Below are 23198 nucleotides of genomic sequence, written 5' to 3'. Positions count from 1 at the left end.
ACCACCTGTTCCATCTCGATCAGGAACAGCTCCTTGCGGGTCTGCTTGCGCTTGCCGGCGTACTCAGCGTCGGCGAAGGTCATCTGCTTCATGGGAAAGCTCGGGCGGGTGAAGTCGACGGATTTTGCCAAATCAGGAAGTCTTTTTCAGAGTTTCCCTAGGGGCGGCCGGCTAGGTGCGCCCGGCCAGGGGAGGCCTAGGTCGTAGGGCGGATCACGCCTTACCGATCCACCAAACGCGCCGCTCCGACGCAATGGCGGACAAGAACAACGTTGTCCACCCTACGGCTTGCGCACCAGCTCCATCAACGCGTCACGCCAGGGCGCCTCGGCCGGCAACGCCAGGAAATGCGGATTGAGGAACGCCTCGCGCGCCGGATAACGCAGCGGCTCGCCGCGCATATCCAGCACCTCGCCACCTGCACCTTCCAGCACGCCCTGGGCGGCGGCGGTGTCCCACTGAGAGGTGGGCGCCAGGCGCGGGTAGCAGTCGGCGGCGCCCTCGGCGAGCAGGCAGAACTTCAGCGAACTGCCGACATTGGCCAGCTCCAGCGCGCCGAAACGCTCGCCCAGCCCAGCCAGCAGGCGCTCCTGCTCAGGACTGGAATGACGCCGACTGGCCACCACGGTGAAGCGCTCGCCCGGTTCCCGGCGCACCTGGATCGGCCGCGCGGGTTCCGCCCCGGCCTGACGCCAGGCGCCCAGGCCGGCACCGCCGTAGTAGCAGCGCCCGTCGGCCGGCACGCCGACCACGCCGAACAGCACGCGCCCCTGCTCCACCAGCGCCACGTTGACGGTGAACTCGGTGCTGCCGGCGATGAATTCCTTGGTGCCATCCAGCGGGTCCACCAGCCACCAGCGCCGCCAGCCGGCGCGCTCGGCGAGCGGAATCGCGCAGCTTTCCTCGGAGAGCACCGGGATCTCCGGCGTCAGCGCCGTCAACCCCTCGACCAGCACTCGGTTGGCAGCCAGGTCGGCGGCGGTCACCGGCGAATCATCCGCCTTGTGCTGTACGGTCAGCTCGTGGCGCCAGAACGGCAGGATGGCTGAGCCGGCACGCTCGACCAGCGCGATGACCGCCGGCAGCAAGGCCTGAGTATTCAATTCGCTCACAGCACCAGCTCCCCACGCTGGATCAGCAGATCCCGCGTCAGATACAGCGCCGCCAGCGCGCGCCCTTCGCTGAACTGCGGGTGTGCCACCAGGCTCGACAGCTCGCGCAGATTCACGCGGCTCACCGCCATTGGCTCGGGTTCGTCGCCCGGCAGGCGTTCCTCGTAGAGGTCGCGGGCCAGCACCACGCGAATGCGCTGGTTCATGTAGCCGGGCGACAGCGACAGTTCGGTGAGGTACTCCAGGCGCTCGGCGCCGAAGCCGGCCTCCTCCTTGAGCTCGCGATTGGCGGCGTCGAGCACTTCCTCGCCGGGCTCGATCAGGCCCTTGGGCAGCGACAGCTGGTAGTCGTCGGTGCCGGCGCAGTATTCCTCCACCAGCAGCGCGTGTTCGGCATCCGCCATCGCCACCACCATCACCGCGCCGTAGCCGGCCTTGCCGACCAGACGCTCGTAGGTGCGCTCTACGCCATTGCTGAAACGCAGCTGCAATTCCTCGACGGCAAACAGCCGGCTGCGAGCAACGATCTCGCGGGCCAGCACGGCGGGCTTCTCACGCATGGCATTCTCCGGAACGGGCATGCAGGTATCATAACCGCCTTTTCCCGCCGTACCGCGCCACAGATCGTGGCTTCCCGGAGACGCCATGCCCATCCTGCCCTGGAACACCATCGATACCGTGCTGCTGGACATGGACGGCACCCTGCTGGACCTGCATTTCGACAACCATTTCTGGCTGGAACACCTGCCGCAGCGCTACGCCGAACGCCACGGCATCAGCCGCGCCATGGCGGATATGGAGCTGCAGCCGCTGTTCGCCCGCCACGCCGGCCAGCTGAGCTGGTACTGCCTGGATTTCTGGAGCCGCGAGCTGGACCTGCCAATCGTCGAACTCAAGCGCGAGGTGGCGCACCTGATCAGCCTGCGTCCGGATGCCGACACCTTCCTCGCCGCCCTGCGCCAGGCCGGCAAGCGCGTGGCGCTGATCACCAACGCCCATCGCGATTCACTGTCGCTGAAACTGGAGCGGGTCGCGCTGGCACCGTACTTCGACCGGTTGATCAGCTCACATGACTACGGCTTCCCCAAGGAAGACGCGCAGTTCTGGTACGCCCTGCAGGCGGATTTCGGCTTCGACCCGGCGCGCAGCCTGTTCATCGACGACAGCCTGGCGATCCTGCGCAGCGCCCGCGCCTACGGCATCGCCCACCTGCTGGCGGTGCGCCAGCCGGATAGCCGCCAGGGTGAACGGGACACCGGGGAGTTCGTCGCTCAGGAGGATTACCGGGTGCTATTGGAAGGGTTGTAGCGTAGGGCACGGCGCGCCTCACAGGGCCTGCACAAACCGGTAGGAGCGGCTTCAGCCGCGATCAGCAGGAACAGCAGGAACAGCCAAAAGCTTCGCGGCTGAAGCCGCTCCTACAGTTACCCACCCGCCCGCCAAAGTTACCCACACGCCAAAACAAAAGCCCCTGCAGTGCAGGGGCTTTGTTGGTTCAGGCTCAGCGGTTGCGCGTCAGCAGCGCCGGCTTCTCGCCACGCGGCCGGTTGTCGGGCAGCTCGTCCAGCTGTTCCAGGCTCGGCAGGCGCTCGCGGTGCTTGTGGATGATCACCGGCTGGCGCTCGGAGCGACGCGGCGTGGCGGACAACGGCGAATCGTTGTTGGTGTTGCTACTGCCGTTGGGCGTCAGCACGCGGCCGCTGCCCTGGGGCTTGCCGCGACCACCGCCAGTACCTTTCTTGCGATTCTGGCCGCCCGCCGGCTTGCCGCCGGCGTTCGCACCCGCACCGCCGCGCGCCGGACGGGGATTGCCACCCGCATTGGCCTGACCGCCACGCCGGCCACGACCGTTCTGGGCCTGGTTGGCCGGAGGTACGTAGTCGACGCGGTTGCCGAAGTTGTCGATCTCGTCGTCGAGGAACACCTCCGGGTCACGATCCGGCGGCAATGCCGGGCGAATCGCCGCGCCGGCCGCTGGCTGGGGCTTGCCGCGACCCTGACCGCCACGCGTGCGGCGGCCCTTGCCGGCGCCCTCGGCGGACGGCTTCTGCTCGCCACCGCGCTCGCCAGGCTTCTTGTCGCCTGCCGCGCGGGCCGGCTTCTTCTCGCCGCGGGCGCCGGACTTCTCGTCCCGGCTCTCGTTGCGGCGACCGCCACGACCCTGCGGCTGGCGGGGCTCGCGCACTTCCGGCGCTTCCGCTTCCAGGCTGGCCAGGTCGAAGCCCATCAGGTCGCCATCAGGGATACGCTGCTTGGTCAGGCGCTCGATGCCCTTGAGCAGCTTCTCCTCGTCCGGCGCGACCAGCGAGATCGCCTCGCCGCTGCGCCCGGCCCGGCCGGTACGGCCGATGCGGTGCACATAGTCTTCCTCGACGTTGGGCAGCTCGTAGTTGACCACATGCGGCAGCTGGTCGATGTCCAGGCCACGGGCGGCGATGTCGGTGGCCACCATCACGCGAATGGCATTGGCCTTGAAGTCGGCCAGCGCCTTGGTGCGCGCGTTCTGGCTCTTGTTGCCGTGGATCGCGGCGGCCGACAGGCCATGCTTTTCCAGGTATTCGGCCAGGCGGTTGGCGCCGTGCTTGGTGCGGGTGAACACCAGCACCTGCTCCCAGGCGCCCAGCGTGATCAGGTGCGCCAGCAGCGCGCGCTTGTGGGTCGCCGGCACACGGTAGACGCGCTGTTCGATGCGCTCCACGGTGGTGTTCGGCGGCGTCACCTCGATGCGCTCGGGCTCGTGCAGCAGCTTGCTGGCCAGGCCGATGATGTCCTGGGAGAAAGTCGCCGAGAACAGCAGGTTCTGGCGCTTGGCCGGCAGCTTGGCCAGGACCTTCTTCACGTCGTGGATGAAGCCCATGTCGAGCATGCGGTCGGCTTCGTCGAGCACGAGGATTTCCACATGGGACAGGTCGACGGCCCCCTGCCCGACCAGGTCGAGCAGACGGCCCGGGCAGGCCACCAGCACGTCCAGACCCTTGGCCAGAGCCTGGACCTGGGGATTCATGCCGACGCCGCCGAATACGCAGGCGCTCTTGAACGGCAGGTCGCGGGCATACAGCTTGAAGCTGTCATGCACCTGGGCGGCCAGTTCACGGGTGGGTGCCAGCACCAGCACGCGCGGTTGCTTGGCGACGTGGCGATGGGCTTTGTCCGGGTGACCACCCGGAAACAGCAATTCGAGTACGGGCAGTGCGAAACCGCCGGTTTTGCCGGTGCCCGTCTGGGCGGCGACCATCAGGTCGCGGCCTTGCAACACGGCGGGAATGGCCCGCTGTTGCACCGGAGTGGGCTGGGCGTAGCCAGCGGCCTCGACGGCGCCGGCCAGTGCCTCGGAGAGACCGAGGGAAGCAAAGGACATGGGTGATCCTGTCTGTATGTGGGGCAAGGCCCGATGAAAAGGACGCCTGGCATGAATCGCCTTGGGAGGGGGGCGATCCCGACCGGTACTGCCGACGATGAAGAGAGTCGGGGTCCGGGCGCGAGCCGGGGCGGACCGGGGGAGTGTATACCAGCGCGGAAGGTTGTGGTGCCGTTTTTTCTGACCGGGGCCGCAGGGCGCGGGTTCCGTGGCGGGTTAGCCACGGCGCGGGGTGCAGCCCTGCTGGCCGGCGTAAAACCCACAGGGTGATGCGCCCCTGAACCTGTTGGGCCGGGTTTATCCCGGCCCAAAGGCCGGCGCCAGCCGGCCCCCGGAGCGCAACCGCGACCCCGTCGGCCGGCGTAAAGCCGGCCCTACAGGGAGCGCGCGCGGCGGCTCAGCGCGGCAGCTGGAGGTTGTTCCAGATCGCCAGGCTCGGCTCGGCCTGGTTCAGGGTGTAGAAGTGCAAGCCCGGCGCGCCGCCGGCCAGCAGCTTCTCGCACATCTCGCTGACCACCTGCTCGCCGAAGGCCTGGATGCTGGCCACGTCGTCGCCGTAGGCTTCCAGTTGCTTGCGGATCCAGCGCGGGATTTCCGCGCCGCAGGCGTCGGAGAAGCGCGCCAGGCTGGTGTAGTTGGTGATCGGCATGATGCCCGGCACGATCGGCAGCTCGACGCCCAGCTTGCGCACGCGCTCGACGAAGTGGAAATAGCTGTCGGCGTTGAAGAAATACTGGGTGATCGCGCTGTCGGCGCCGGCCTGGGCCTTGCGCACGAAGTTCTTCAGGTCGTCCTCGAAATTGCGCGCCTGCGGATGCATTTCCGGGTAGGCGGCGATCTCGATGTGGAAGTGGTCGCCGGTCTCGGCGCGAATGAACTCCACCAGCTCGTTGGCGTAGCGCAGCTCGCCGCTGGCCAGACCCATGCCGGACGGCAGGTCGCCGCGCAGGGCGACGATGCGGCGGATGCCGTTGTCCTTGTAGGTGGCGAGCAACTGGCGCAACTCGGCCTTGCTGTCGCCGACACAGGACAGGTGGGGCGCGGTCGGCACCTTCACGTCACGGTCCAGCTGCAGCACGGTGTTCAGCGTGCGGTCGCGGGTCGAACCGCCGGCGCCATAGGTGCAGGAGAAGAAGTCCGGCTGGTATTCGGCCAGGCGTCGGGCGGTGTTGAGCAGTTTTTCATGCCCGGCCTCGGTCTTCGTGGGGAAGAACTCGAAGCTGTAGCGGCGTTCCTGGGACATGGAATGAATCCTTCAGAGCGTAGGGTGGAAAAACGCGCGCAGCGCTTTTCCACCGCCTTGGAACGGCAGGTGGAAAAGGCCGTTGGCCGTTTTCCACCCTACGGAATCAGTAGCGGTAGCTGTCCGGCTTGAACGGGCCTTCCACGCTCACGCCGATGTACTCGGCCTGCTTCGCGGTCAGCTGGGTGATCACGCCGCCGAAGCCCTTGACCATTTCCAGCGCCACTTCCTCGTCGAGCTTCTTGGGCAGCACTTCCACGGTCAGGCGCTCGGCCTTCTTCGCGGCCGGCAGGTCGGCGAACTTCTGCTCGAACAGGAAGATCTGCGCCAGCACCTGGTTGGCGAAGGAACCGTCCATGATGCGGCTCGGGTGGCCGGTGGCGTTGCCCAGGTTCACCAGGCGGCCTTCGGCCAGCAGGATCAGGTAGTCGTCGTTGGTCGGGTCGACGGTCTTGCCGGTGCGGTGGATCTTGTGCACCTGCGGCTTCACTTCTTCCCAGCCCCAGTTGGCGCGCATGAAGGCGGTGTCGATCTCGTTGTCGAAGTGACCGATGTTGCACACCACGGCGCGCTTTTTCAGCGCCTTGAGCATGCCGGCGTCGCACACGTTGGTGTTGCCGGTGGTGGTGACGATCAGGTCGATCTTGCCGAGCAGCGCGCTGTCGATGCAGGCGTCGCTGCCGTCATTCAGGCCGTTCTTGTAGGGGGACACCAGTTCGAAGCCGTCCATGCAGGCCTGCATGGCGCAGATCGGGTCGACTTCCGAGACCTTGACGATCATGCCTTCCTGACGCAGCGACTGCGCCGAGCCCTTGCCCACGTCGCCGTAGCCGATCACCAGCGCCTGCTTGCCGGACAGCAGGTGGTCGGTGCCGCGCTTGATGGCATCGTTCAGGCTGTGACGGCAGCCGTACTTGTTGTCGTTCTTGCTCTTGGTCACCGAGTCGTTGACGTTGATCGCCGGGACTTTCAGGGTGCCGTTCTTGAGCATGTCCAGCAGGCGGTGCACGCCGGTGGTGGTTTCCTCGGTGATGCCGTGGATCTTCTCCAGCATCTGCGGGTACTTCTTGTGCAGGATCTCGGTCAGGTCACCGCCGTCGTCGAGGATCATGTTGGCGTCCCACGGCTGGCCGTCCTTGAGGATGGTCTGCTCGATGCACCATTCGTACTCCTCCTCGGTCTCACCCTTCCAGGCGAACACCGGGATGCCGGCGGCGGCGATGGCGGCAGCGGCCTGGTCCTGGGTGGAGAAGATATTGCAGGACGACCAGCGCACTTCGGCGCCCAGCGCGATCAGCGTCTCGATCAGCACGCCGGTCTGGATGGTCATGTGGATGCAGCCGAGGATCTTCGCGCCCTTGAGCGGCTGGGAGGCGGCGTACTTGCGGCGCAGGCCCATCAGTGCCGGCATTTCGGACTCGGCGATGATCAGTTCCTTGCGGCCCCAGTCGGCCAGGGAGATGTCGGCGACCTTGTAGTCGGTAAAAGCGGCGGGCGTCATGACAGCGCTCATTGAAGAGTTCTCCATTCGTAGTGTGCGAATGGGCGCCGTTGATGCGTTCGGATAAACGCCCCGGTCGAGCCTGACAGGTGAAATCTGATTTGGATCCGCGCTGTTGCCGGATCCAAAACAGGTTTTACCCTGCTGCAGCGCCCCTCGATCGGGTGGCGGGCACGGCCGGAGCGGAGCCGGCCGTGAAAATTGCCGGCGATTATAGCGGCAGCGCGGCGCGGACCCAAGCCCGGTTGACCGCTGCGTCGAACTCGGCCCCTGCGCTGGGCTCGAAAACATCAGCCCCACTGCTGGAGGACTGCCCATGCCCCGTCTGGCCCGGCTTGGCCTGCTGTTCGCCCCGCTGTATTGCGCGTCCGCACTGGGCGCCGCCTGCTACGTAACCGAGGAAAGCTCCGGAACCCTGCCCGCTCCGGTGGTGCCGGCCAAGTGCTTCTACTTCGAAGACCTGGACGACACCGATGCCATGCAGTGGGCCTGCCGCGACAAGGACGACGTGGGCCAGACGCACCGCGAACTGCGCCAGCAGTGCCCGCCGGAACCGCAGGCGCGCTGCACCGCGCGCATGACACCGGAGACCCTGGCCAACGAGCAGGCATTCGGCCGTCGCGCGCCCGGCGAGGCCCTGCCCAGCACCCTGCCGGACGGCGCGCGGATCGTCACGCTCTACTACCGGATCACCGATCGCGAGCAGGCGCGCGTCGATTGCGAGACCCTGGGCGGCAGCTGGGAACAGGTCCGGTAAAAGCCTGACATCATCAAGGGCTTTTCTTGCCGGGCGGGAGGGGGATAATCGCGGGCTGATTTTTCCGACCCCAAGGTTTCCCGCTCATGACGTCGAAAGTTGTAGGCCTGATGTTGCTCGCCACCCTGGTGCTGGCCGGCTGTGATCGTATCGACCCGAACTCCCCGCTCGGCCAGCGCAAGGCCATCTTCAAGGACATGATGAAGACCAGCGAGGATCTGGGCGGCATGCTGCGCGGGCGGCTGGTTTTCAAAGAAGAGAAGTTCGTCGCCGGCGCCACCCACCTGGACACCATCAGCCGCCAGCCGTGGCAGCACTTCCCGCAGCTCAAGGACAGCGACAAGACCTCGGCGCGCGACGATGTCTGGCAGCGCCAGGAACGCTTCGACGAGCTGGCCCGCGCCCAGGAAGCCGCCACCGCCGCACTGGTCGCCGCCACCGCCGCGCAGCCGCTGGAGCCCAAGGCGCTGATCGCGCCGATGCAGCGCGTGGAAGACGCCTGCGAGAGCTGCCACAAGGAATTCCGCGCGTACTGATCCGGGCACACCCGGAGCTATCGTAGGAGCGGCTTCAGCCCCGATGCTTTGTGCAGGCCGTAGCCAAAGGCTCGCGACTGAAGTCGTTCCTACAGTGGGCCGCACACCGGCGATTTTTGTGGGAGCGGCTTCAGCCACGATGCTTTGTGCAGGCCGCCGCCAAAAGCTCGCGACTGAAGTCGCTCCTACGGGGGGCCACACAGACCGGCGATTTTGGTGGGAGGGGCTTCAGCCGCGATGCTTTGTGCTGGCTGAACCCAAAGCTCGCGACTGAAGTCGCTCTTACCGTCACAGCAATGCACCGCTCAATCCGGCGCCTGCGCCCTCGGCGGCAGCTGGCCGCCCATGCCGTCGCGCTTGCCCAGCTGCAGGAAGATCGCTGCGGCGAGCATAGACAGCCCGCCCAGGCACAGGAAGGTCAGCTGGAAGGCGCCGAGCACGTCGCGCTGCGGGCTGCTGAAGCCGCCCAGCAGCGCCGCCGCCGAAGCCACGCCCAGGCCCATGGCCAGTTGCACCACCACCGCCAGCAGGCTGTTGCCGCTGCTGGTCTGCTGATCCTGCAGGTCGATCAGCGCGATGGTGTTCATGGCGCTGAACTGCAGCGAGTTGCAGGCGCCGATCAGCGCCAGCTGCACCAGCAGCAGCGCCAACGGGGTGTCCTGGCCGGTAATGCCGAGACTGGCGATCAGCGCGCCGAGCAACAGGGTATTGCCCGCCAGCAGGTGGCGGTAGCCGAAGCGGTCGATCAGCCCCTTGGCCGCCGGCTTGATGGCCATGGCCGCCAGCGCCAGCGGAATCATGCTCATGCCCGCCTCGGCCGGCGAATAACCGAGCGCCACCTGCAGCAGCAATGGGACCAGGAACGGCAGCGCGCCGCTGCCCAGGCGGCCGAACAGGTTGCCGAGAATGCCCACCGCGAAGCTGCGGGTGTGGAACAGCGTCGGCGAAAACAGCGGTCGCTCGATGCGCCCGGCGCGCAGCCAGTAGGCGGCCAGGCAGGCCGCGCCGCCGAACAGCAGCAGCAGCACCCGCGCGGTCGGCATGCCCATGTCGCCCAGCCCTTCCAGGGCGATGGTGATCAGCAGCATCGCCGCGCCGAACAGCACGAAGCCCAGGGTATCGAACTGGCTGCGCCGCGCGCCGCGCAGGTCGGGCATGAAGCGCAGGGCGAACCAGGCGCCCAGCGCGCCCACCGGCAGGTTGATCAGGAAAATCCAGTGCCAGCTGGCGTACTCCACCAGCCAGCCGCCCAGGGTCGGCCCGAGCAGCGGGCCGATCAGCCCGGGGATGGTCACCAGGCTCATCACCCGCACCAGCTCGCTGCGCGGGTAGGCGCGCAACACCACCAGGCGCCCCACCGGCATCATCAGCGCGCCGCCCAGGGCCTGCACGATGCGCGCGCCGATCAGCTGCGGCAGGCTGACCGACAGCGCGCACAACAGCGAACCGCCGGAAAACAGCAGCAGGGCACCGAAGAAGATCCGCCGGGTCCCAAAGCGGTCGGCGATCCAGCCGGAGGCCGGAATCAGCAGCGCCACGGTGAGCAGGTAGGCGATCACCACGCCCTGCATGCGCAGCGGGTCCTCCGCCAGGTCGGCGGCCATGGCCGGCAGCGCGGTGTTGAGGATGGTGCCATCCAGGGTCTGCATGAAGAACGCCACCGCCACCAGCCAGGGCAGGATCCGGGCGGTGCGAGCATCAAGCGGCTGCGGAGTCATGGCGGGTTCCGGAAACGGGGACGTCAGTTTAACGGATGCGCCGGAACGATTGGCTGTCACTATCGACCGGCCAGTCAGTCTCTACTGGCAATCCGCCAAGGGTGCTGGCAGATTGCCGCGCATCGGCGCCCCGTGCGCCATGACCACCCGCGTGAGGCCTTCCATGTTGTCCCGTCTCTCCATCCAGCGCACCCTTGGCTTGTCCTTCGGCGCCATCCTCGTCGCGCTGTTCGCTTTCGGTCTTTATCTGCAACTGGGCATCAGCCGGGTCGGTGCGCAGCTGGAAAGTCTCGTGGAGCGCAACGTCAGCCTGCTCGCCACCATTTCCCACCTGCGCTACAGCACCGTCACCTACCGGCGCTTCGCCCTGGACTACGGGCTGACCGTCAACCCCGCCGAGCACCGGGTGATCCTCGACAAGATCGAGACCAACAACGCCGCCGTGGAACGCTACCTGCGCGAGATGGAAGCGCTGGCCAGCACGCCGGCGCTCAGCCGCTTCATCCGCGACTTCAGCGCCGGCATGCAGGACTACCACCGCATGCAGGACAACTACATCCGGCTGATCGGCCAGGGCAGCATCGACGAGGCGCGCCGCACCATCCTCGGCCCGATGCTGGCGCCGTTCGACCGTCTGGTCGGCCTGCTCACCGACCTGCAGACCGAGATCGTCCGCGAGGCCAACCAGCTCAAGGCCGAGCAATTGGCCACCATCCAGCGCCAGCAGGTGCTGCAGGCGGTGTTCGGCGTGGCGCTGCTGCTGTTCACCCTACTCATGGGCTGGCTGATCACCGGCAAGATCAAGCGTCCGCTGCAGCTGCTCAGCAGCCAGATGCACCGCGTCGGCCAGGGCGACCTCAGCGAGGCGCTGCGCCTGCGCGACTTCGACGAGGACGAACTGGGCGCGCTGGCCCGCGACTTCCATGCCATGCAGCAGGGCATCGCCACGCTGGTCAGCGAGGTGCAGGCGCGCCTGCGCGAGCTGGAAACCGCCACCGACCAGGTGCTCGGCCTGTCCCGCGACGGCGCGCGAATTCTCGATGCCCAGCAGCACGACATCGGCCAGATCGCCTCGGCGATGAACCAGATGGAGGCGACCTTCCAGGAAATGGCGCGCACCACCACCCACGCCGCCGAGGTCGCCAGCCGCGCCAGCGGCCAGGCCCACAGCAGCGACCAGGTGGTCAGTGGCGCCATCGGCCAGCTGGGCCAGGCCGCCGGCGAGATCCAGGAGGCCGGCAACCTGGCCAGCGCGCTGCAGAACGACAGCACCGCCATCGGCGCGATCTCCGACGTGATCAGCCAGATCGCCGACCAGACCAACCTGCTGGCGCTCAACGCCGCCATCGAGGCCGCCCGCGCCGGCGAACAGGGTCGTGGCTTCGCGGTGGTGGCCGACGAGGTGCGCAACCTGGCGCGGCGTACCCAGGACTCGATCGGCGAGATCAACGGCATCATCAGCCAGCTGCAGAACCGCAGCACGCAGATCGCCGACAGCATGCAGCGCGGCCAGACCAGCATGCGCCAGAGCGTCGAGCAGGCCGGCGCCGCCGGTCATTCGATGCGCGAGATCAGCCGCTCGGTGGTGGAGATCTCCGACCTGAACATCCAGATCGCCACCGCCGTGGAACAACAGACCCAGGTGACCATGGAGCTGAACCGCAACCTGGAAAGCATCAACGGCAACTCCGAGAAGGTCGCCGCCAGCGCCCGCCGGGCCGGCGAAGCCGGTCAGCACCTGGAAACGCTGACCGAGCGGCTGCGCGAGCTGGTCGGCCGCTTCCGCCTGAACTGAGCGAAAAAGCGCCAGCCCGCGCGCGGCCGGACGGCATCGCGGCCCGGCCCGGCCACCAACCGTTTGCCCCCAGGGTTATCCACAGCATCTGTGGGCAAGCGGGTCCAGCGCAACGGAACTCTGCCGGCGCCCGGGCCTCACAGCTGCATCGGGTTTCTTTCCTAGAGGAGTTCTTCGATGCGCATTTCCTCCCTGGCCGCGCTTCCCTTCGTTCTGCTGGGTAGCGCCCCGCTGCTCGCCGCCGAATGGCCCGACGCCGCCCGCAAGCAGTTCATTGACGAGTGCGTGCGCAGCGCCGACGCCAACACGCCCCCCGCCAAGGCACGCGCCTATTGCGAGTGCTCGGCCGAACGGGTCAGCAACGAGTTCAGCGACGCCGAGATCCGCCAGCTGCAGGGCCAGGCCAACCTCGACGACCGCACCCGCGAGCGGCTCGGCCAGGCCGCCAGCCAATGCCTGCATCACCTGAACCCCTGACGCTTATCGCTCATCGCGGCTGAAGCCGCTCCTACAAGGCCAGCGGTGGCCGGAATTCTGTAGGAGCGGCTTTAGCCGCGACCCATGGCCAGCACCTCCTGCGCCGAGTGACAGACCAGCCCATGCGCCTCGGCGACGCCCGGGTGGGTGATGCGCCCGCGCGCCAGGTTCAGCCCATCGCGCAGCCGTACATTATCTTCCAGGGCGCGCTTGCAGCCCCGCTCGGCCAGTTCGATGACGAACGGCAGGGTGGCGTTGTTCAGCGCCAGGGTGGCGGTACGCGCCACCGCGCCGGGCATGTTGCTGACGCAGTAGTGCACCACCTCGTCGACCACGTAGGTGGGGGCGTCATGGGTGGTGGGCCGCGAGGTTTCCGCGCAGCCGCCCTGGTCGATGGCCACGTCGACCAGCACCGCGCCCGGCAGCATGCGCCGCACCAGCTCGGCATCGATCAGCTTCGGCGCCGCCGCGCCGGGCACCAGCACCGCGCCGATCACCAGATCGGCGGCCAGCACCCGTTTCTCCACCGCGTCGCGACTGGCGTACAGCGTCTGCACCCGGTTGCCGTACTGGGCATCCAGCCGGCGCAGGGCCTCGATGCGGGTATCCAGCACACTCACTTCGGCACCCAGGCCGACCGCCATGGCCAGCGCCTGGCTGCCCACCACGCCGGCGCCGAGAATGGTCACCCGTCCCGCCGGCACTCCAGGCACCCCGCCGAGCAGCACGCCGCGCCCGCCCTGGGGGGTTTCCAGGCAATGAGCACCGGCCTGGATGGCCATGCGCCCGGCCACCTCGGACATCGGCGCCAGCAGCGGCAGGCCGCCGCGCTCGTCGCTGACCGTTTCGTAGGCGATGCAGGTCGCGCCGCTGTTGAGCAGGTCCTCGGTCTGCTGACGATCGGCGGCCAGGTGCAGGTAGGTGAACAGGCAGTGCTCGGGGGTCAGCCAGGCGCGCTCCTGGGCCTGCGGCTCCTTGACCTTGACGATCAGCTCGCAGGCACCGAACAGCGTGTCGGCATCGGCGACGATCAGCGCGCCGGCCGCCTGATAGTCCGCATCACGAAAGCCAATGGCCGTGCCGGCCTGGCTTTGCACCAGCACCTTGTGGCCCCGCCGGATCAGCTCCGCCACGGCGGCCGGGGTCAGGCCGACGCGGCTTTCCTGCGGTTTGATTTCCTTGGGTACACCAATCTCCATGAACGATCACTCCCGGCGAAACCCGCCGAGCAGGTCGATCGGCAGGGGAAAGACGATGGTGGAATTCTTGTCCACGGCGATTGCGCCGAGCGTCTGCATGTAGCGCAACTGCATGGCGCCGGGCTGGCGGGACAGCACCTCGGCGGCCTGCATGAGCTTTTCCGAGGCCTGCAGTTCGCCTTCGGCATGGATGACCTTGGCGCGCCGCTCGCGCTCGGCTTCGGCCTGCTTGGCGATGGCGCGCACCATGGATTCGTCGAGATCGACATGCTTGATCTCCACGTTGGCCACCTTGATGCCCCAGGCGTCGGTCTGTGCGTCGAGCACCTGCTGGATATCGGCGTTCAGCCGCTCGCGCTCGGCGAGCATGTCATCCAGCTCGTGCTTGCCGAGCACCGAACGCAGGGTGGTCTGCGCCAGCTGGCTGGTGGCGGCATGGTAGTCCTCGACCTGGATGATCGCCTTCTCGGCGTCCAGCACCCGGTAGTAGATCACCGCGTTGACCTTCACCGAGACGTTGTCGCGGGAGATCACGTCCTGCGTCGGCACGTCCAGCACCAGGGTGCGCAGGTCCACCCGCACCATTTGCTGCAGGCCGGGGATGACCAGGATCAGCCCCGGCCCCTTGACCTTCCAGAAGCGACCGAGCTGGAACACCACACCGCGCTCGTATTCGCGCAGGATGCGGAACGCCGATAACACCAGCGCAACCAGAAGGACCAGCAGCACGCCGAAACTGAAGGAATAGCCCATCATGGTTCTGTCTCCTGGTTGGTTACCCGCAGTCTGAGACCCTCGCGCGCCAGCACCCGCACCCGCTGTCCGACCTGTAGCGGCGCGCCGCTCTGCACCTGCCAGCGCTCACCCTGCAGGCTGACCCAGCCCTGGCGGGGATCGCCCTCCAGCGCCTCGATCCGCGCCAGGCTGCCCACCAGCCCCGCGTCGCCGGCCACCTGGCGCTGTCGGCGGGCGCGCAAGGCCATGCCGAGAATGACCAGCATCAGCGCGGCACTGGCCGCCGCGGTGACCAGGATCACCGACAGCGGGATGCCGAAGCCGGGCACCTCGGTGTCGATGAGGATCAGCGCGCCGAACACGAACGCCGCGATGCCACCGAAGCCGAGCACGCCGAAGCTGGGCAGGAACGCCTCGGCAGCCATGCACACCAGCCCGAGCAGGATCAGCGCCACGCCGGCGTAGTTCACCGGCAGCAGCTGCAGGGCGTACAGGCCGAGGATCAGGCAGATGCCGCCCATGACCCCGCCGATGCCGGTGCCTGGGCTGGAGAATTCGAAGATCAACCCGTAGATGCCGATCATCATCAGGATCAGCGCCACGCTGGGGTTGGTGATCACCGCCAGGATGCGCGTGCGCCAGTCGGGCTGGTGCGCCTCCAGCGGCGCGCCGGCGGTGCCCAGCGTGCGCGGCCCGGCGGCGGTCTCCAGGGTCTTGCCGTCCAGCTGGGCGAGCAGGCCCGGCAGGTCGGCGGCCAGGTAGTCGACAACCTTCAGCTTCAGGGCTTCCTCGGCGGCCAGGCTGACCGCCTCGCGCACCGCCTGCTCGGCCCATTCGGCGTTGCGCCCGCGCAACTGCGCCAGCCCGCGAATGTAGGCGGCGGCGTCGTTGACCTGCTTGCGCGTCATGGCGTCGTCCGGCTGTTGTGCCTGCTCGCCATCGGGCGACGGCTGTTGCGGTGGCGCCCCTGGCGCGCCGCCCACCGCCACCGGCGTGGCTGCGCCCAGGTTGGTGCCCGGCGCCATGGCCGCCACATGGCTGGCGTAGAGGATGTAGGTGCCGGCGCTGGCGGCCCGCGCGCCACTGGGCGCCACGTAGCTGGCCACCGGCACCGGGCTGGCAAGGATCGCCTTGATGATGTCGCGCATGGAGGTATCCAGCCCGCCCGGCGTGTCGATGCGCAGCACCACCAGTTGCGCGCCCTGTTCGGCCGCCCGGCCCAGGCCGCGCACCAGATAGTCGGCGCTGGCCGGGCCGATCACTCCGTCGACGCTCAGCACCCACACCGGTGCCGGCGCCGCCTGGGCCAGGCCGGCGGATAGCGTCAGCAGCAGGCCGAGCAGCATGTATCGCACGGCGATACCTCCTGGCGGGGTCGGTCTGCTCAGGATAGACGAGGGCGGCCAGGGGGCTGGCTCTCTGCCGCGAGGGGAAGGCGATCCTGCGGCGTGTCGCCTTGCTCCCCTCTCCCTTGATGGGAGAGGGGTTGGGGGAGAGGGTGGAGGGCAGCACACAAGAGCACCCCCCTCTCCCCCGCCCTCTCCCGCGAGGGGCGAGGGGGCCAGCCCGTGCGGGGATCCACGCCCCAGCGCTCACCCATCAGCGGTGTCCCGTCCGCGAGCAATTCGCTACTCTGGCCGCGTTCCCGTCGTAGCGGAGCTCTCGATGCCCTCGCCGTCCCTTCGCCATTCCCTGCAGCGCCTGTGGAGTACCGACACCCTCGCCTACAGCCTGCGCGTGTTCATCGCGCTGGCCGGCGCCATGCTGGTCGGCCTGCTGGAAGGCCGCCTGGATCTGCTGATCCCGCTGTTCCTCGGGGTGATCGCCAGCGCGCTGGCGGAAACCGACGACAACTGGCTGGGCCGTCTGCAGGCGGTCGCGGTGACCCTGGTGTGCTTTGCGGTGGCGGCCTTCTCCGTGCAGCTGCTGTTCCTGCATCCCTGGCTGTTCGTCATCGGGCTGGCGGTCACCACGTTCGCACTGACCATGCTCGGCGCGGTCGGCCCGCGCTACGCCACCCTCGGCTGGGCGACGCTGATCCTGGCCATCTACACCATGATCGGCGTGGAGCAGCGCGGCGGCGTGCCCGGCAGCTTCTGGCACGAGCCGCTGCTGCTGTTGGCCGGCGCCGCCTGGTACGGCGCGTTGTCGGTGCTGTGGGCCGCGCTGTTCGTGCACCAGCCTGTGCAGCAGGGGCTGGCGCGCCTGTTCGAAGAGCTGGGCCTGTACCTGAAGATCAAGAGCAGCCTGCTCGAGCCGCTGCGCCAGCTGGATGTCGAGGAGCGCCGCCTGGAGCTAGCCCGGCAGAACGGTCGAGTGGTCAATGCGCTCAATCAGGCCAAGGAAATCCTGCTGCACCGCTTCGCCAACGGCCGGCCGTCGGCGCGACTGAGCCGCTACCTGCGCCTGTATTTCACCGCCCAGGACATTCACGAGCGGGCCAGTTCGTCGCACTACCCGTACAACGAACTGGCCGAGGCGTTCTTCCACAGCGACGTGATGTTCCGCTGCCAGCGCCTGCTCAACCAGCAGGGCAACGCCTGCCGCGCGCTGGGCCGGGCCATCCGCCTGCGCGAGCCGTTCGATCACGGCGAGAGCCGCGCCGCGCTGGATGATCTGCAAACTTCGCTGGCGCACCTGCGCGAACAGAACCGGCCGGAATGGCGCAAGCTGCTGCGCTCGGTGGGCGCGCTGGCCAACAACCTGGAAACCCTGGAGCGCAAGCTGGCCGGCGCCAGCAATCCGGACGCCCTGGCCGACGAGCAGGACCCCAGCCTGTTCGACCGCTCCCCGCACAGCCTGGGCGAGGCCTTGCAGCGCATTCGCCTGCAGCTCACGCCCACCTCGCTGGTGTTCCGCCACGCCCTGCGGCTGTCCATCGCACTGTGCGCCGGCTACGGCATCCTGCACTGGATCGATCCGACCCAGGGCTACTGGATCCTGCTCACCACGCTGTTCGTCTGCCAGCCGAATTACGGCGCCACCCGCGCGCGCCTGGTGCAGCGCATCCTCGGCACGCTGCTCGGCCTGGTGTGCGGCTGGGCGCTGATCAGCCTGTTCCCGCAGGCGCTGCTACAGGCGTTCCTGGCGGTGGTCGCCGGCGTGCTGTTCTTCGCCACCCGCGCCAGCCGCTACACCGTCGCCACCGCGGCGATCACCCTGCTGGTGCTGCTGAGCTTCAACCAGATCGGCGACGGCTACGGGCTGATCTGGCCCCGGTTGTTCGACACCCTGCTGGGCAGCCTGATCGCCATCGTCGCGGTGTTCCTGATCCTGCCGGACTGGCAGGGCCGGCGCCTCGACCGCCTGCTGGCCAGCACGCTGACCAGCCACGCCGAGTACCTGCGCGAGATCCTCGCCCAGTATGTGAGCGGCAAGCGCGACGACCTGGCCTACCGGGTGGCGCGGCGCGACGCGCACAACGCCGACGCGGCACTGTCCACCACGCTGTCCAACATGCTCATGGAGCCGGGGCACTTTCGCCGGGACACCGAACAGGGTTTCCGCTTCCTGGTGGTGACCCACACCCTGTTGGGCTACCTGTCGGCGCTGGGCGCCCACCGCGCGCCGCTGGGCGCGGATCAGGACGCCACCCTGCTCGAGGAGGCCGGGGCACGCATCGTCGCGGCGCTGGAGGAAATTGCCGCCGGCCTGGCCGGCAAAGCGGCGCTGGCGGTGCACAGCGAGGAGGAAGAAGCGCTGGCCGAGCAACTGGAGCAGTTGCCGGACAGCCTGGATGACAACCACCGCCTGGTGCAGACCCAGCTGGCACTGATCTGCCGGCAACTGGCCCGCCTGCGCACGCTCGGCAGCCACCTGCTCAAGCGCGAACAGGCGGCCACCGCGCACTGAGGCGGTGTATCAGTCCTGGGCCGGGTTGGTGTTCATGTCGCTTTCTTCCGGCACGCCACTCGGCGTGGTGGGCGGCGGAGTCGGCGTGACGGGCGGCGCCGGCTCGGCCGGCGGAACCGGGGTGACCGGCTCGTTGGTCTGGGGGGCCGGGGTGGTATCGATCCGATCTTCTTCATCGGGACCACAGCCCACCAGCACGACACCGAGCAGCGCCGGCAGGATGAGATGCGCAAGACGCATGGGTTTACCTCCATGAACCAGGGGCCGGACTAGACCAGCCGGTTAGAACGGAACGGCGCCGTCGACTACCGGGCCACGTCTGTCTGACTGCGAATGGCCGCGAGAGTGCCCGAGCGCAGTCAAGGCAGGGCAGACAGGGCGCAGCGATCCGCCTATGGCTTGGCTATGCTCCCGGACCGATTTCCTGCACGGATGCATTCATGCCCTTCATTCGCCCGCCGCTGCTGGCCGCGCTCGGCCTGTGCATGCCGCTGGCCCAGGCCTGCCCCGGCTGGTCCGGCGCGCGCGCCACGGCCGAACTGAGCCAGCTCGCCGGCCAACTGGCGCAGTGGGACAGCGCCTACCACCGCGATGGTCGCTCGCCCATTGCCGACGAACTCTACGACCAGGCCCGCCAGCGCTTCGCCCGTTGGCGCGACTGCTTTCCGCAACAGGCGCCGCCCGCACCGCAGCCCCTGGCCGGGCTGGCCGGCCCCGTCGCCCATCCGGTGGCGCAGACCGGGCTGGACAAGCTGGCGGACGATGAGGTCGAGGACTGGCTGGCGAGGCGCGAGGCGGTGTGGATCCAGCCCAAGGTGGATGGCGTGGCGGTGACCCTGGCGTACCGCGCCGGCCGGCTGGCACAGGCCATCAGCCGGGGCGATGGCCGCCACGGCCAGGACTGGACGGCAACCGTGCGCGCTCTGCCCGCCGTGCCCGCACAACTCCCCGAGGCGCTCGATGCCGTGCTGCAGGGCGAACTGTACTGGCGCCTGCCGGGCCATGTGCAGGCCGAACGCGGCGGCCAGGGCGCCCGCGCACGGGTCGCCGGATTGCTGGCGCGCCAGACGCTTGCCGCCGAGGAAGCCGCCGGCATCGGCCTGTTCGTCTGGGACTGGCCGGACGGCCCCGCCGATCCGGCGCAGCGGCTGGCCACTCTCGAACGCCTGGGCTTTGCCGACAGCCCGGCCTTCAGCCATCGCATCGCCGATGCCGGCGAGGCGCGGCACTGGCGGGAGCACTGGTTTCGCAGCGCCCTGCCCTTCGCCACCGATGGTGTGGTGCTGCGCCAGGCCGCACGTCCGCATGGGCAACACTGGCAGGCGCGGCCGCCGAGCTGGGCGGCCGCCTGGAAATACCCGGCGCGCCAGGCGCTGGCCGAAGTGCGCGCGGTGGAGTTTCGCGTCGGGCGCAGCGGACGCATCACGCCGCTGCTGCATCTGCAACCGGTGCGGCTGGACGACCGCAACGTGCGCAAGGTGTCGGCCGGCTCGCTATCGCGCTGGCGGGCGCTGGATATCCGGCCCGGCGATCAGGTCGCCATCGGCCTGGCCGGCGGCAGCATCCCGCGGCTGGACGGCGTGGTCTGGCGCTCGTCGCAGCGCGTGATGGTGGACGCGCCGGACCCCGCCGCCCACCACCCGCTGAGCTGCTGGCAACCAACGCCCGGCTGCGCCGGACAGTTCCTGGCGCGGCTGGAATGGCTGGCGGGCCGGCAAGGGCTGGATCTGCCCGGGCTCGGCCCGGGCAGCTGGCGCGCGTTGCTGGAGACCGGGCAGCTGGACGAAGGCCTTCTGGCCTGGATGCGGCTCACACCCCGCGAGCTCGCTCGGGTGCCGGGCGTACGGGCCAAACCCTTGATGGAGGGCGCCGAACTGGCGCGCCGACGCCCCTTAGAACGCTGGCTGACCGCGCTGGGCATGCCGCCCGGGATTCGGCTGGCAGAGGGCGACGACTGGCAACGCCTGTCCAGCCGTTCGGCAGAACAGTGGCGGCGGCACACGGGACTGGGCGCACAGCGGGCCCGTCAGGCCCAGCGCTTTTTCCAGCATCCCGCCGTGCAGGCGCTGGCGGCGCAGTTGGGAGATCTGCGGGTGGGCGGATTCGCGGGGGTCGATCGCGACTGAAGTCGCTCCTACAGAAATCGACGCGTAGGAGCGGCTTCAGCCGCGATGAGCGGCGGCTCAGTCGTGCTTGACCACCTTGGCCAGCACCACCTTCGGTCCCTTCATCTTCTTGACGATGATGCGCAGTCCGGAGGTTTCCAGGGCTTCCTCTTCCTCGGGCATGCGGTTGAGGGTTTCGTAGATCAGCCCGGCCAGGGTGTCAGCCTCGATGTGGTCCAGGTCGACGCCCAGCAGGCGTTCGATCTTGAACAGCGGGGTGTCGCCGCGCACCAGCAGCTTGCCCGGCTGGTAGGCCAGCACACCGCGCTCGGCCTTGCGGTGTTCGTCCTGGATGTCGCCGACCAGCGCCTCCAGCACGTCTTCCATGGTCAGGTAGCCGATCACCTTACCGTCGGCCTCCTCCACCAGGGCGAAGTGCACGCCGCCCTTGCGGAACTCCTCCAGCAGGGTGGTCAGCGGCATGTGCCGGGAGATGCGCTCGACCGGGCGGATCACCTCGTCCAGGTCCAGTTGCTCCGGCAGCTCGCCGAGGCGGGCCAGTTCCAGCAACAGGTCCTTGATGTGTACCAGGCCGACGAACTCGCCGCTGGCCTCGTCGTACACCGGATACCGGCTGTACTTGTGGCGGCGCAGCACGCCGAACAGCTCGTCGAGGCTGGCGTTGCGCTTGATGTACACCAGGTCTTCGCGGGAGTTGGCCCAGTCGGCCACTTCCAGCTCGCCCATTTCCACCGCCGAGGCCAGCACGCGGATGTCCTGGTCGCTGGGGTCGTGGGCGCGGCTGGAGTGCAGGATCAGCTTCAGCTCGTCGCGGCTGTAGTGATGTTCATGGTGCGGCCCCGGCTCGCCCTGGCCGGCGAAGCGCAGGATGGCGTTGGCGCTGGCGTTGAGCAGGAAGATCGCCGGGTACATCGCCCAGTAGAACAGGTACAGCGGCACCGCCGTCCACAGCGACAGCAGCTCCGGCTTGCGGATGGCCCAGGACTTGGGCGCCAGCTCGCCGACCACGATGTGCAGGTAGGAAATGAAGAAGAACGCAACCGCGAAGGCGGCGCCATGGATGACCACCGGGTTCTCCACGCCCAACGCGGCGAACAGCGGCTCGATCAGGTGCGCGAAGGCCGGCTCGCCGACCCAGCCCAGGCCCAGCGAGGCCAGGGTGATGCCCAGCTGGCAGGCCGACAGGTAGGCGTCGAGCTGGCGGTGCACGGTGCGCAGGATGTGTCCGCGCCAGCCATGCTGGCTGGCGATGGCCTCCACCTTGGTCGAGCGCAGCTTGACCATGGCGAATTCGGCGGCCACGAAGAAACCGTTGAGCAGAACGAGGAAGAAGGCGAACAGGACAAGGCCGAAATCGGCGAAGTAGGAGGAAACGCTGAGACTAGGGGAAGGGTCCATGGTGGTTCGGGTTGGCCAATGATTCGCGCAAGATGGCTATTCGCTCGGGCTTTTTCAAGCCCGACGGTCAATCCGTGGCGCTCTGCGCCGTGTAGCGGACGCACAGGGCCGGCGGAAAATGACAGGTGAAGGTGCTGCCCTGTCCCGGCTGGCTGACGATTTCCAGCCGGCCGCGATGGCGCAGCAGCACATGCTTGACGATGGCCAGACCCAGCCCGGTGCCGCCGGTATCGGCGGCGCGGCTGGCGTCCACCCGGTAGAAGCGTTCGGTCAGGCGCGGGATGTGCTTGGCTTCGATGCCGATGCCGCTGTCGCGCACCGCCAGGTGCGCGCCCTGTTCGTCGCGCCACCAGCGGATATGCACCTCGCCACCGTCCGGGGTGTACTTCACCGCGTTGAATACCAGGTTGGAGAAGGCGCTGCGCAGTTCACTGTCACTGCCCTTGAGCAGCAGCCCGGGCTCGACCTCCAGGGAAATCCGGTGGCCGCGCGCACCGGACAGCGCCACGGCATCGGCGCGGATCGTCTGCAGCAGACGCTCGACCGCCACCGGCTGGCTCTCGGCCGGGTAATCGGTGGCCTCCAGACGCGCCAGCAGCAACAGGTCATCCAGCAGGTGCGACATGCGCGTGGCCTGCTGCTGCATCTGCTGCATGGGGCGCAGCCAGCGCGGCGCCAGGCTGTCGGCATGGTCGAGCAGGGTTTCCAGGTAGCCGCTGATCACCGTCAACGGCGTGCGCAGCTCGTGGGAAACATTGGCCACGAAGTCCTTGCGCATCTGTTCCAGCTGCTGCATGCGCGTCACGTCGCGCACCACCATCAGGTGGTCGCGCTGGCCGTACAGGGTGACGAAGATCTGCAGATGCAGGTTCGGGTCCACCGGCGAGCGCAGGCTCAGGGGTTCGCGGAAATCCTTGCGCTCGAAGTATTCCTTGAAGCGCGGATGGCGCACCAGGTTGATCACCGGCTGGCCGCTGTCCTGCGGACTCTTCAGGCCCAGCAGGCGGCTGCCGGCCGGGTTCCACCACTCCAGGTTGCCATCACTGTCGAGCATCACCACCGCGTCCTGCAGGGCGGTGGTGGATTGCTGGGCGCGGTCGATCACCGCCTGCAGCCGCTCGCGGGATTCCCGGTTGCGGCGCTGCAGCAGGTAGATGCGGTCATAGAGCGCTTCCCACAGGCCGCGCGCCTCGGGCACCTCGTCGCGGGGATTGGCGTTCTCCAGCCAGTGCTGCAGGCGCAGCAGGTCACGCAGCAGCCAGACGAGATAGGCGGCCAGGCACAGCGCCAGGCTCCAGCCCCAGGCGCCGCTGAGCAGGCCCAGCAACAGGGCCACGCCCAGCAGGATCAGACCGTGGCGCAGCAGCAGGCCGGCGGGATTGGTGTTCACA

General features: G+C 68.3%; 19 protein-coding genes, 1 pseudogene and 1 riboswitch. Of the genes and pseudogenes, 8 read left to right on the top strand and 12 right to left on the bottom strand.

The genetic code is table 11. The annotated features are described in order from the left end of the window. Positions 1–281: 281 nt before the first annotated feature. Positions 282–1103: a 3'(2'),5'-bisphosphate nucleotidase CysQ gene (cysQ, locus tag VL129_RS02030; protein ID WP_325409539.1), complete on the bottom strand. Its 822-nt coding sequence runs from the start codon at positions 1101–1103 to the stop codon at positions 282–284. 5 nt (positions 1104–1108) lie between these two features. Next, complete coding sequence (gene nudE, locus VL129_RS02025; RefSeq protein ID WP_325409522.1) at positions 1109–1672, bottom strand: ADP compounds hydrolase NudE; 564 nt, start codon at positions 1670–1672, stop codon at positions 1109–1111. A gap of 85 nt (positions 1673–1757) precedes the next feature. Between nudE and yrfG the strand changes: the two genes are divergently transcribed. Beyond that, positions 1758–2420, top strand: coding sequence for a GMP/IMP nucleotidase (gene yrfG, locus VL129_RS02020; protein ID WP_325409520.1), 663 nt, complete (start codon positions 1758–1760; stop codon positions 2418–2420). 193 nt (positions 2421–2613) lie between these two features. On the opposite strand, the gene VL129_RS02015 is transcribed toward yrfG, so the two are convergent. The 3 genes from VL129_RS02015 to ahcY form a co-directional block, all read right to left on the bottom strand. Further along, the gene (locus VL129_RS02015; RefSeq protein ID WP_325409518.1) at positions 2614–4470 is read right to left on the bottom strand and encodes an RNA helicase RhlE2; all 1857 of its coding nucleotides are present in this window, start codon (positions 4468–4470) and stop codon (positions 2614–2616) included. Positions 4471–4867: 397 nt separating this feature from the next. Continuing rightward, the gene (gene metF / locus VL129_RS02010) at positions 4868–5713 is read right to left on the bottom strand and encodes a methylenetetrahydrofolate reductase [NAD(P)H] (protein WP_325409516.1); all 846 of its coding nucleotides are present in this window, start codon (positions 5711–5713) and stop codon (positions 4868–4870) included. Between the two features lie 106 nt (positions 5714–5819). Then, on the bottom strand, positions 5820–7226 hold the full coding sequence (gene ahcY, locus VL129_RS02005) for an adenosylhomocysteinase (protein ID WP_325409514.1): 1407 nt from the start codon (positions 7224–7226) through the stop codon (positions 5820–5822). 23 nt (positions 7227–7249) lie between these two features. Beyond that, positions 7250–7378: riboswitch (S-adenosyl-L-homocysteine riboswitch) on the bottom strand. 152 nt (positions 7379–7530) lie between these two features. Here ahcY and VL129_RS02000 point away from each other — a divergent pair. Further along, entirely contained in the window at positions 7531–7971 is a 441-nt protein-coding gene (locus tag VL129_RS02000; protein ID WP_325409512.1) for a hypothetical protein, read from the top strand. A gap of 86 nt (positions 7972–8057) precedes the next feature. After that, positions 8058–8507, top strand: a complete 450-nt coding sequence (locus VL129_RS01995) for a c-type cytochrome (protein WP_325409510.1) — start codon at positions 8058–8060, stop codon at positions 8505–8507. Between the two features lie 305 nt (positions 8508–8812). On the opposite strand, the gene mdtD is transcribed toward VL129_RS01995, so the two are convergent. Next, complete coding sequence (gene mdtD, locus VL129_RS01990) at positions 8813–10225, bottom strand: multidrug transporter subunit MdtD (RefSeq protein WP_325409508.1); 1413 nt, start codon at positions 10223–10225, stop codon at positions 8813–8815. Here mdtD and VL129_RS01985 point away from each other — a divergent pair. The 3 genes and pseudogenes from VL129_RS01985 to VL129_RS01975 form a co-directional block, all read left to right on the top strand. After that, positions 10110–11156 (top strand): annotated as a pseudogene (locus VL129_RS01985) (MCP four helix bundle domain-containing protein); the annotation flags it as partial. The gene mdtD and the pseudogene VL129_RS01985 sit on opposite strands and share 116 nt — an antisense overlap. Next, entirely contained in the window at positions 11154–12020 is an 867-nt protein-coding gene (locus tag VL129_RS01980; protein ID WP_325409537.1) for a methyl-accepting chemotaxis protein, read from the top strand. The pseudogene VL129_RS01985 and the gene VL129_RS01980, both read left to right, overlap by 3 nt. Before the next feature lie 177 nt (positions 12021–12197). Continuing rightward, complete coding sequence (locus VL129_RS01975) at positions 12198–12497, top strand: hypothetical protein (RefSeq protein ID WP_325409507.1); 300 nt, start codon at positions 12198–12200, stop codon at positions 12495–12497. Between the two features lie 71 nt (positions 12498–12568). Here VL129_RS01975 and ald read toward each other — a convergent pair whose 3' ends face one another. Genes ald through VL129_RS01960 form a run of 3 tightly spaced genes read right to left on the bottom strand, consistent with a single transcriptional unit; the run spans position 12569 to position 15777 of the window. Continuing rightward, the gene (gene ald, locus VL129_RS01970; protein WP_325409505.1) at positions 12569–13696 is read right to left on the bottom strand and encodes an alanine dehydrogenase; all 1128 of its coding nucleotides are present in this window, start codon (positions 13694–13696) and stop codon (positions 12569–12571) included. A 6-nt stretch (positions 13697–13702) separates the two neighbouring features. After that, entirely contained in the window at positions 13703–14452 is a 750-nt protein-coding gene (locus VL129_RS01965) for a slipin family protein (RefSeq protein ID WP_325409503.1), read from the bottom strand. Further along, positions 14449–15777: an NfeD family protein gene (locus VL129_RS01960; protein WP_325409535.1), complete on the bottom strand. Its 1329-nt coding sequence runs from the start codon at positions 15775–15777 to the stop codon at positions 14449–14451. The genes VL129_RS01965 and VL129_RS01960 overlap by 4 nt, the downstream gene beginning before the upstream one ends. A gap of 319 nt (positions 15778–16096) precedes the next feature. Here VL129_RS01960 and yccS point away from each other — a divergent pair, with 319 nt between their 5' ends. Beyond that, on the top strand, positions 16097–18283 hold the full coding sequence (yccS, locus tag VL129_RS01955; protein ID WP_325409501.1) for a YccS family putative transporter: 2187 nt from the start codon (positions 16097–16099) through the stop codon (positions 18281–18283). 9 nt (positions 18284–18292) lie between these two features. Here the strand turns inward: yccS and VL129_RS01950 are convergent, their stop codons facing one another. Continuing rightward, the gene (locus tag VL129_RS01950; RefSeq protein ID WP_325409499.1) at positions 18293–18523 is read right to left on the bottom strand and encodes a hypothetical protein; all 231 of its coding nucleotides are present in this window, start codon (positions 18521–18523) and stop codon (positions 18293–18295) included. Between the two features lie 200 nt (positions 18524–18723). Here VL129_RS01950 and ligB point away from each other — a divergent pair, with 200 nt between their 5' ends. Then, the gene (gene ligB, locus VL129_RS01945) at positions 18724–20409 is read left to right on the top strand and encodes an NAD-dependent DNA ligase LigB (RefSeq protein ID WP_325409497.1); all 1686 of its coding nucleotides are present in this window, start codon (positions 18724–18726) and stop codon (positions 20407–20409) included. A 57-nt stretch (positions 20410–20466) separates the two neighbouring features. Here ligB and VL129_RS01940 read toward each other — a convergent pair whose 3' ends face one another. Together VL129_RS01940 and phoR are read right to left on the bottom strand one after the other, a co-directional pair. Beyond that, positions 20467–21807, bottom strand: coding sequence for a hemolysin family protein (locus VL129_RS01940; protein ID WP_325409495.1), 1341 nt, complete (start codon positions 21805–21807; stop codon positions 20467–20469). Between the two features lie 67 nt (positions 21808–21874). After that, positions 21875–23197, bottom strand: a complete 1323-nt coding sequence (gene phoR / locus VL129_RS01935) for a phosphate regulon sensor histidine kinase PhoR (protein WP_325409493.1) — start codon at positions 23195–23197, stop codon at positions 21875–21877. Between the last annotated feature and the right edge of the window lies 1 nt (position 23198).

Origin of the sequence: Pseudomonas sp., assembly GCF_035497915.1 — a bacterium.
In the GTDB taxonomy this organism is placed as follows: Bacteria; Pseudomonadota; Gammaproteobacteria; order Pseudomonadales; family Pseudomonadaceae; genus Serpens.
The sequence above is the reverse complement of the archived record's forward strand: the minus strand, read 5'-3'. Positions and strand labels throughout refer to the sequence as shown.

What these genes read in the sequence shown, in the direction of transcription:
- nudE (WP_325409522.1), bottom strand. Translation starts at nt 1,672, where the DNA reads ATGCGTGAGAAGCCCGCCGTGCTGGCCCGCGAGATCGTTGCTCGCAGC.
- yrfG (WP_325409520.1), top strand. Translation starts at nt 1,758, where the DNA reads ATGCCCATCCTGCCCTGGAACACCATCGATACCGTGCTGCTGGACATG.
- VL129_RS02015 (WP_325409518.1), bottom strand. Translation starts at nt 4,470, where the DNA reads ATGTCCTTTGCTTCCCTCGGTCTCTCCGAGGCACTGGCCGGCGCCGTC.
- metF (WP_325409516.1), bottom strand. Translation starts at nt 5,713, where the DNA reads ATGTCCCAGGAACGCCGCTACAGCTTCGAGTTCTTCCCCACGAAGACC.
- ahcY (WP_325409514.1), bottom strand. Translation starts at nt 7,226, where the DNA reads ATGAGCGCTGTCATGACGCCCGCCGCTTTTACCGACTACAAGGTCGCC.
- VL129_RS02000 (WP_325409512.1), top strand. Translation starts at nt 7,531, where the DNA reads ATGCCCCGTCTGGCCCGGCTTGGCCTGCTGTTCGCCCCGCTGTATTGC.
- VL129_RS01995 (WP_325409510.1), top strand. Translation starts at nt 8,058, where the DNA reads ATGACGTCGAAAGTTGTAGGCCTGATGTTGCTCGCCACCCTGGTGCTG.
- mdtD (WP_325409508.1), bottom strand. Translation starts at nt 10,225, where the DNA reads ATGACTCCGCAGCCGCTTGATGCTCGCACCGCCCGGATCCTGCCCTGG.
- VL129_RS01980 (WP_325409537.1), top strand. Translation starts at nt 11,154, where the DNA reads ATGCAGCAGGGCATCGCCACGCTGGTCAGCGAGGTGCAGGCGCGCCTG.
- VL129_RS01975 (WP_325409507.1), top strand. Translation starts at nt 12,198, where the DNA reads ATGCGCATTTCCTCCCTGGCCGCGCTTCCCTTCGTTCTGCTGGGTAGC.
- ald (WP_325409505.1), bottom strand. Translation starts at nt 13,696, where the DNA reads ATGGAGATTGGTGTACCCAAGGAAATCAAACCGCAGGAAAGCCGCGTC.
- VL129_RS01965 (WP_325409503.1), bottom strand. Translation starts at nt 14,452, where the DNA reads ATGATGGGCTATTCCTTCAGTTTCGGCGTGCTGCTGGTCCTTCTGGTT.
- VL129_RS01960 (WP_325409535.1), bottom strand. Translation starts at nt 15,777, where the DNA reads ATGCTGCTCGGCCTGCTGCTGACGCTATCCGCCGGCCTGGCCCAGGCG.
- yccS (WP_325409501.1), top strand. Translation starts at nt 16,097, where the DNA reads ATGCCCTCGCCGTCCCTTCGCCATTCCCTGCAGCGCCTGTGGAGTACC.
- VL129_RS01950 (WP_325409499.1), bottom strand. Translation starts at nt 18,523, where the DNA reads ATGCGTCTTGCGCATCTCATCCTGCCGGCGCTGCTCGGTGTCGTGCTG.
- ligB (WP_325409497.1), top strand. Translation starts at nt 18,724, where the DNA reads ATGCCCTTCATTCGCCCGCCGCTGCTGGCCGCGCTCGGCCTGTGCATG.
- VL129_RS01940 (WP_325409495.1), bottom strand. Translation starts at nt 21,807, where the DNA reads ATGGACCCTTCCCCTAGTCTCAGCGTTTCCTCCTACTTCGCCGATTTC.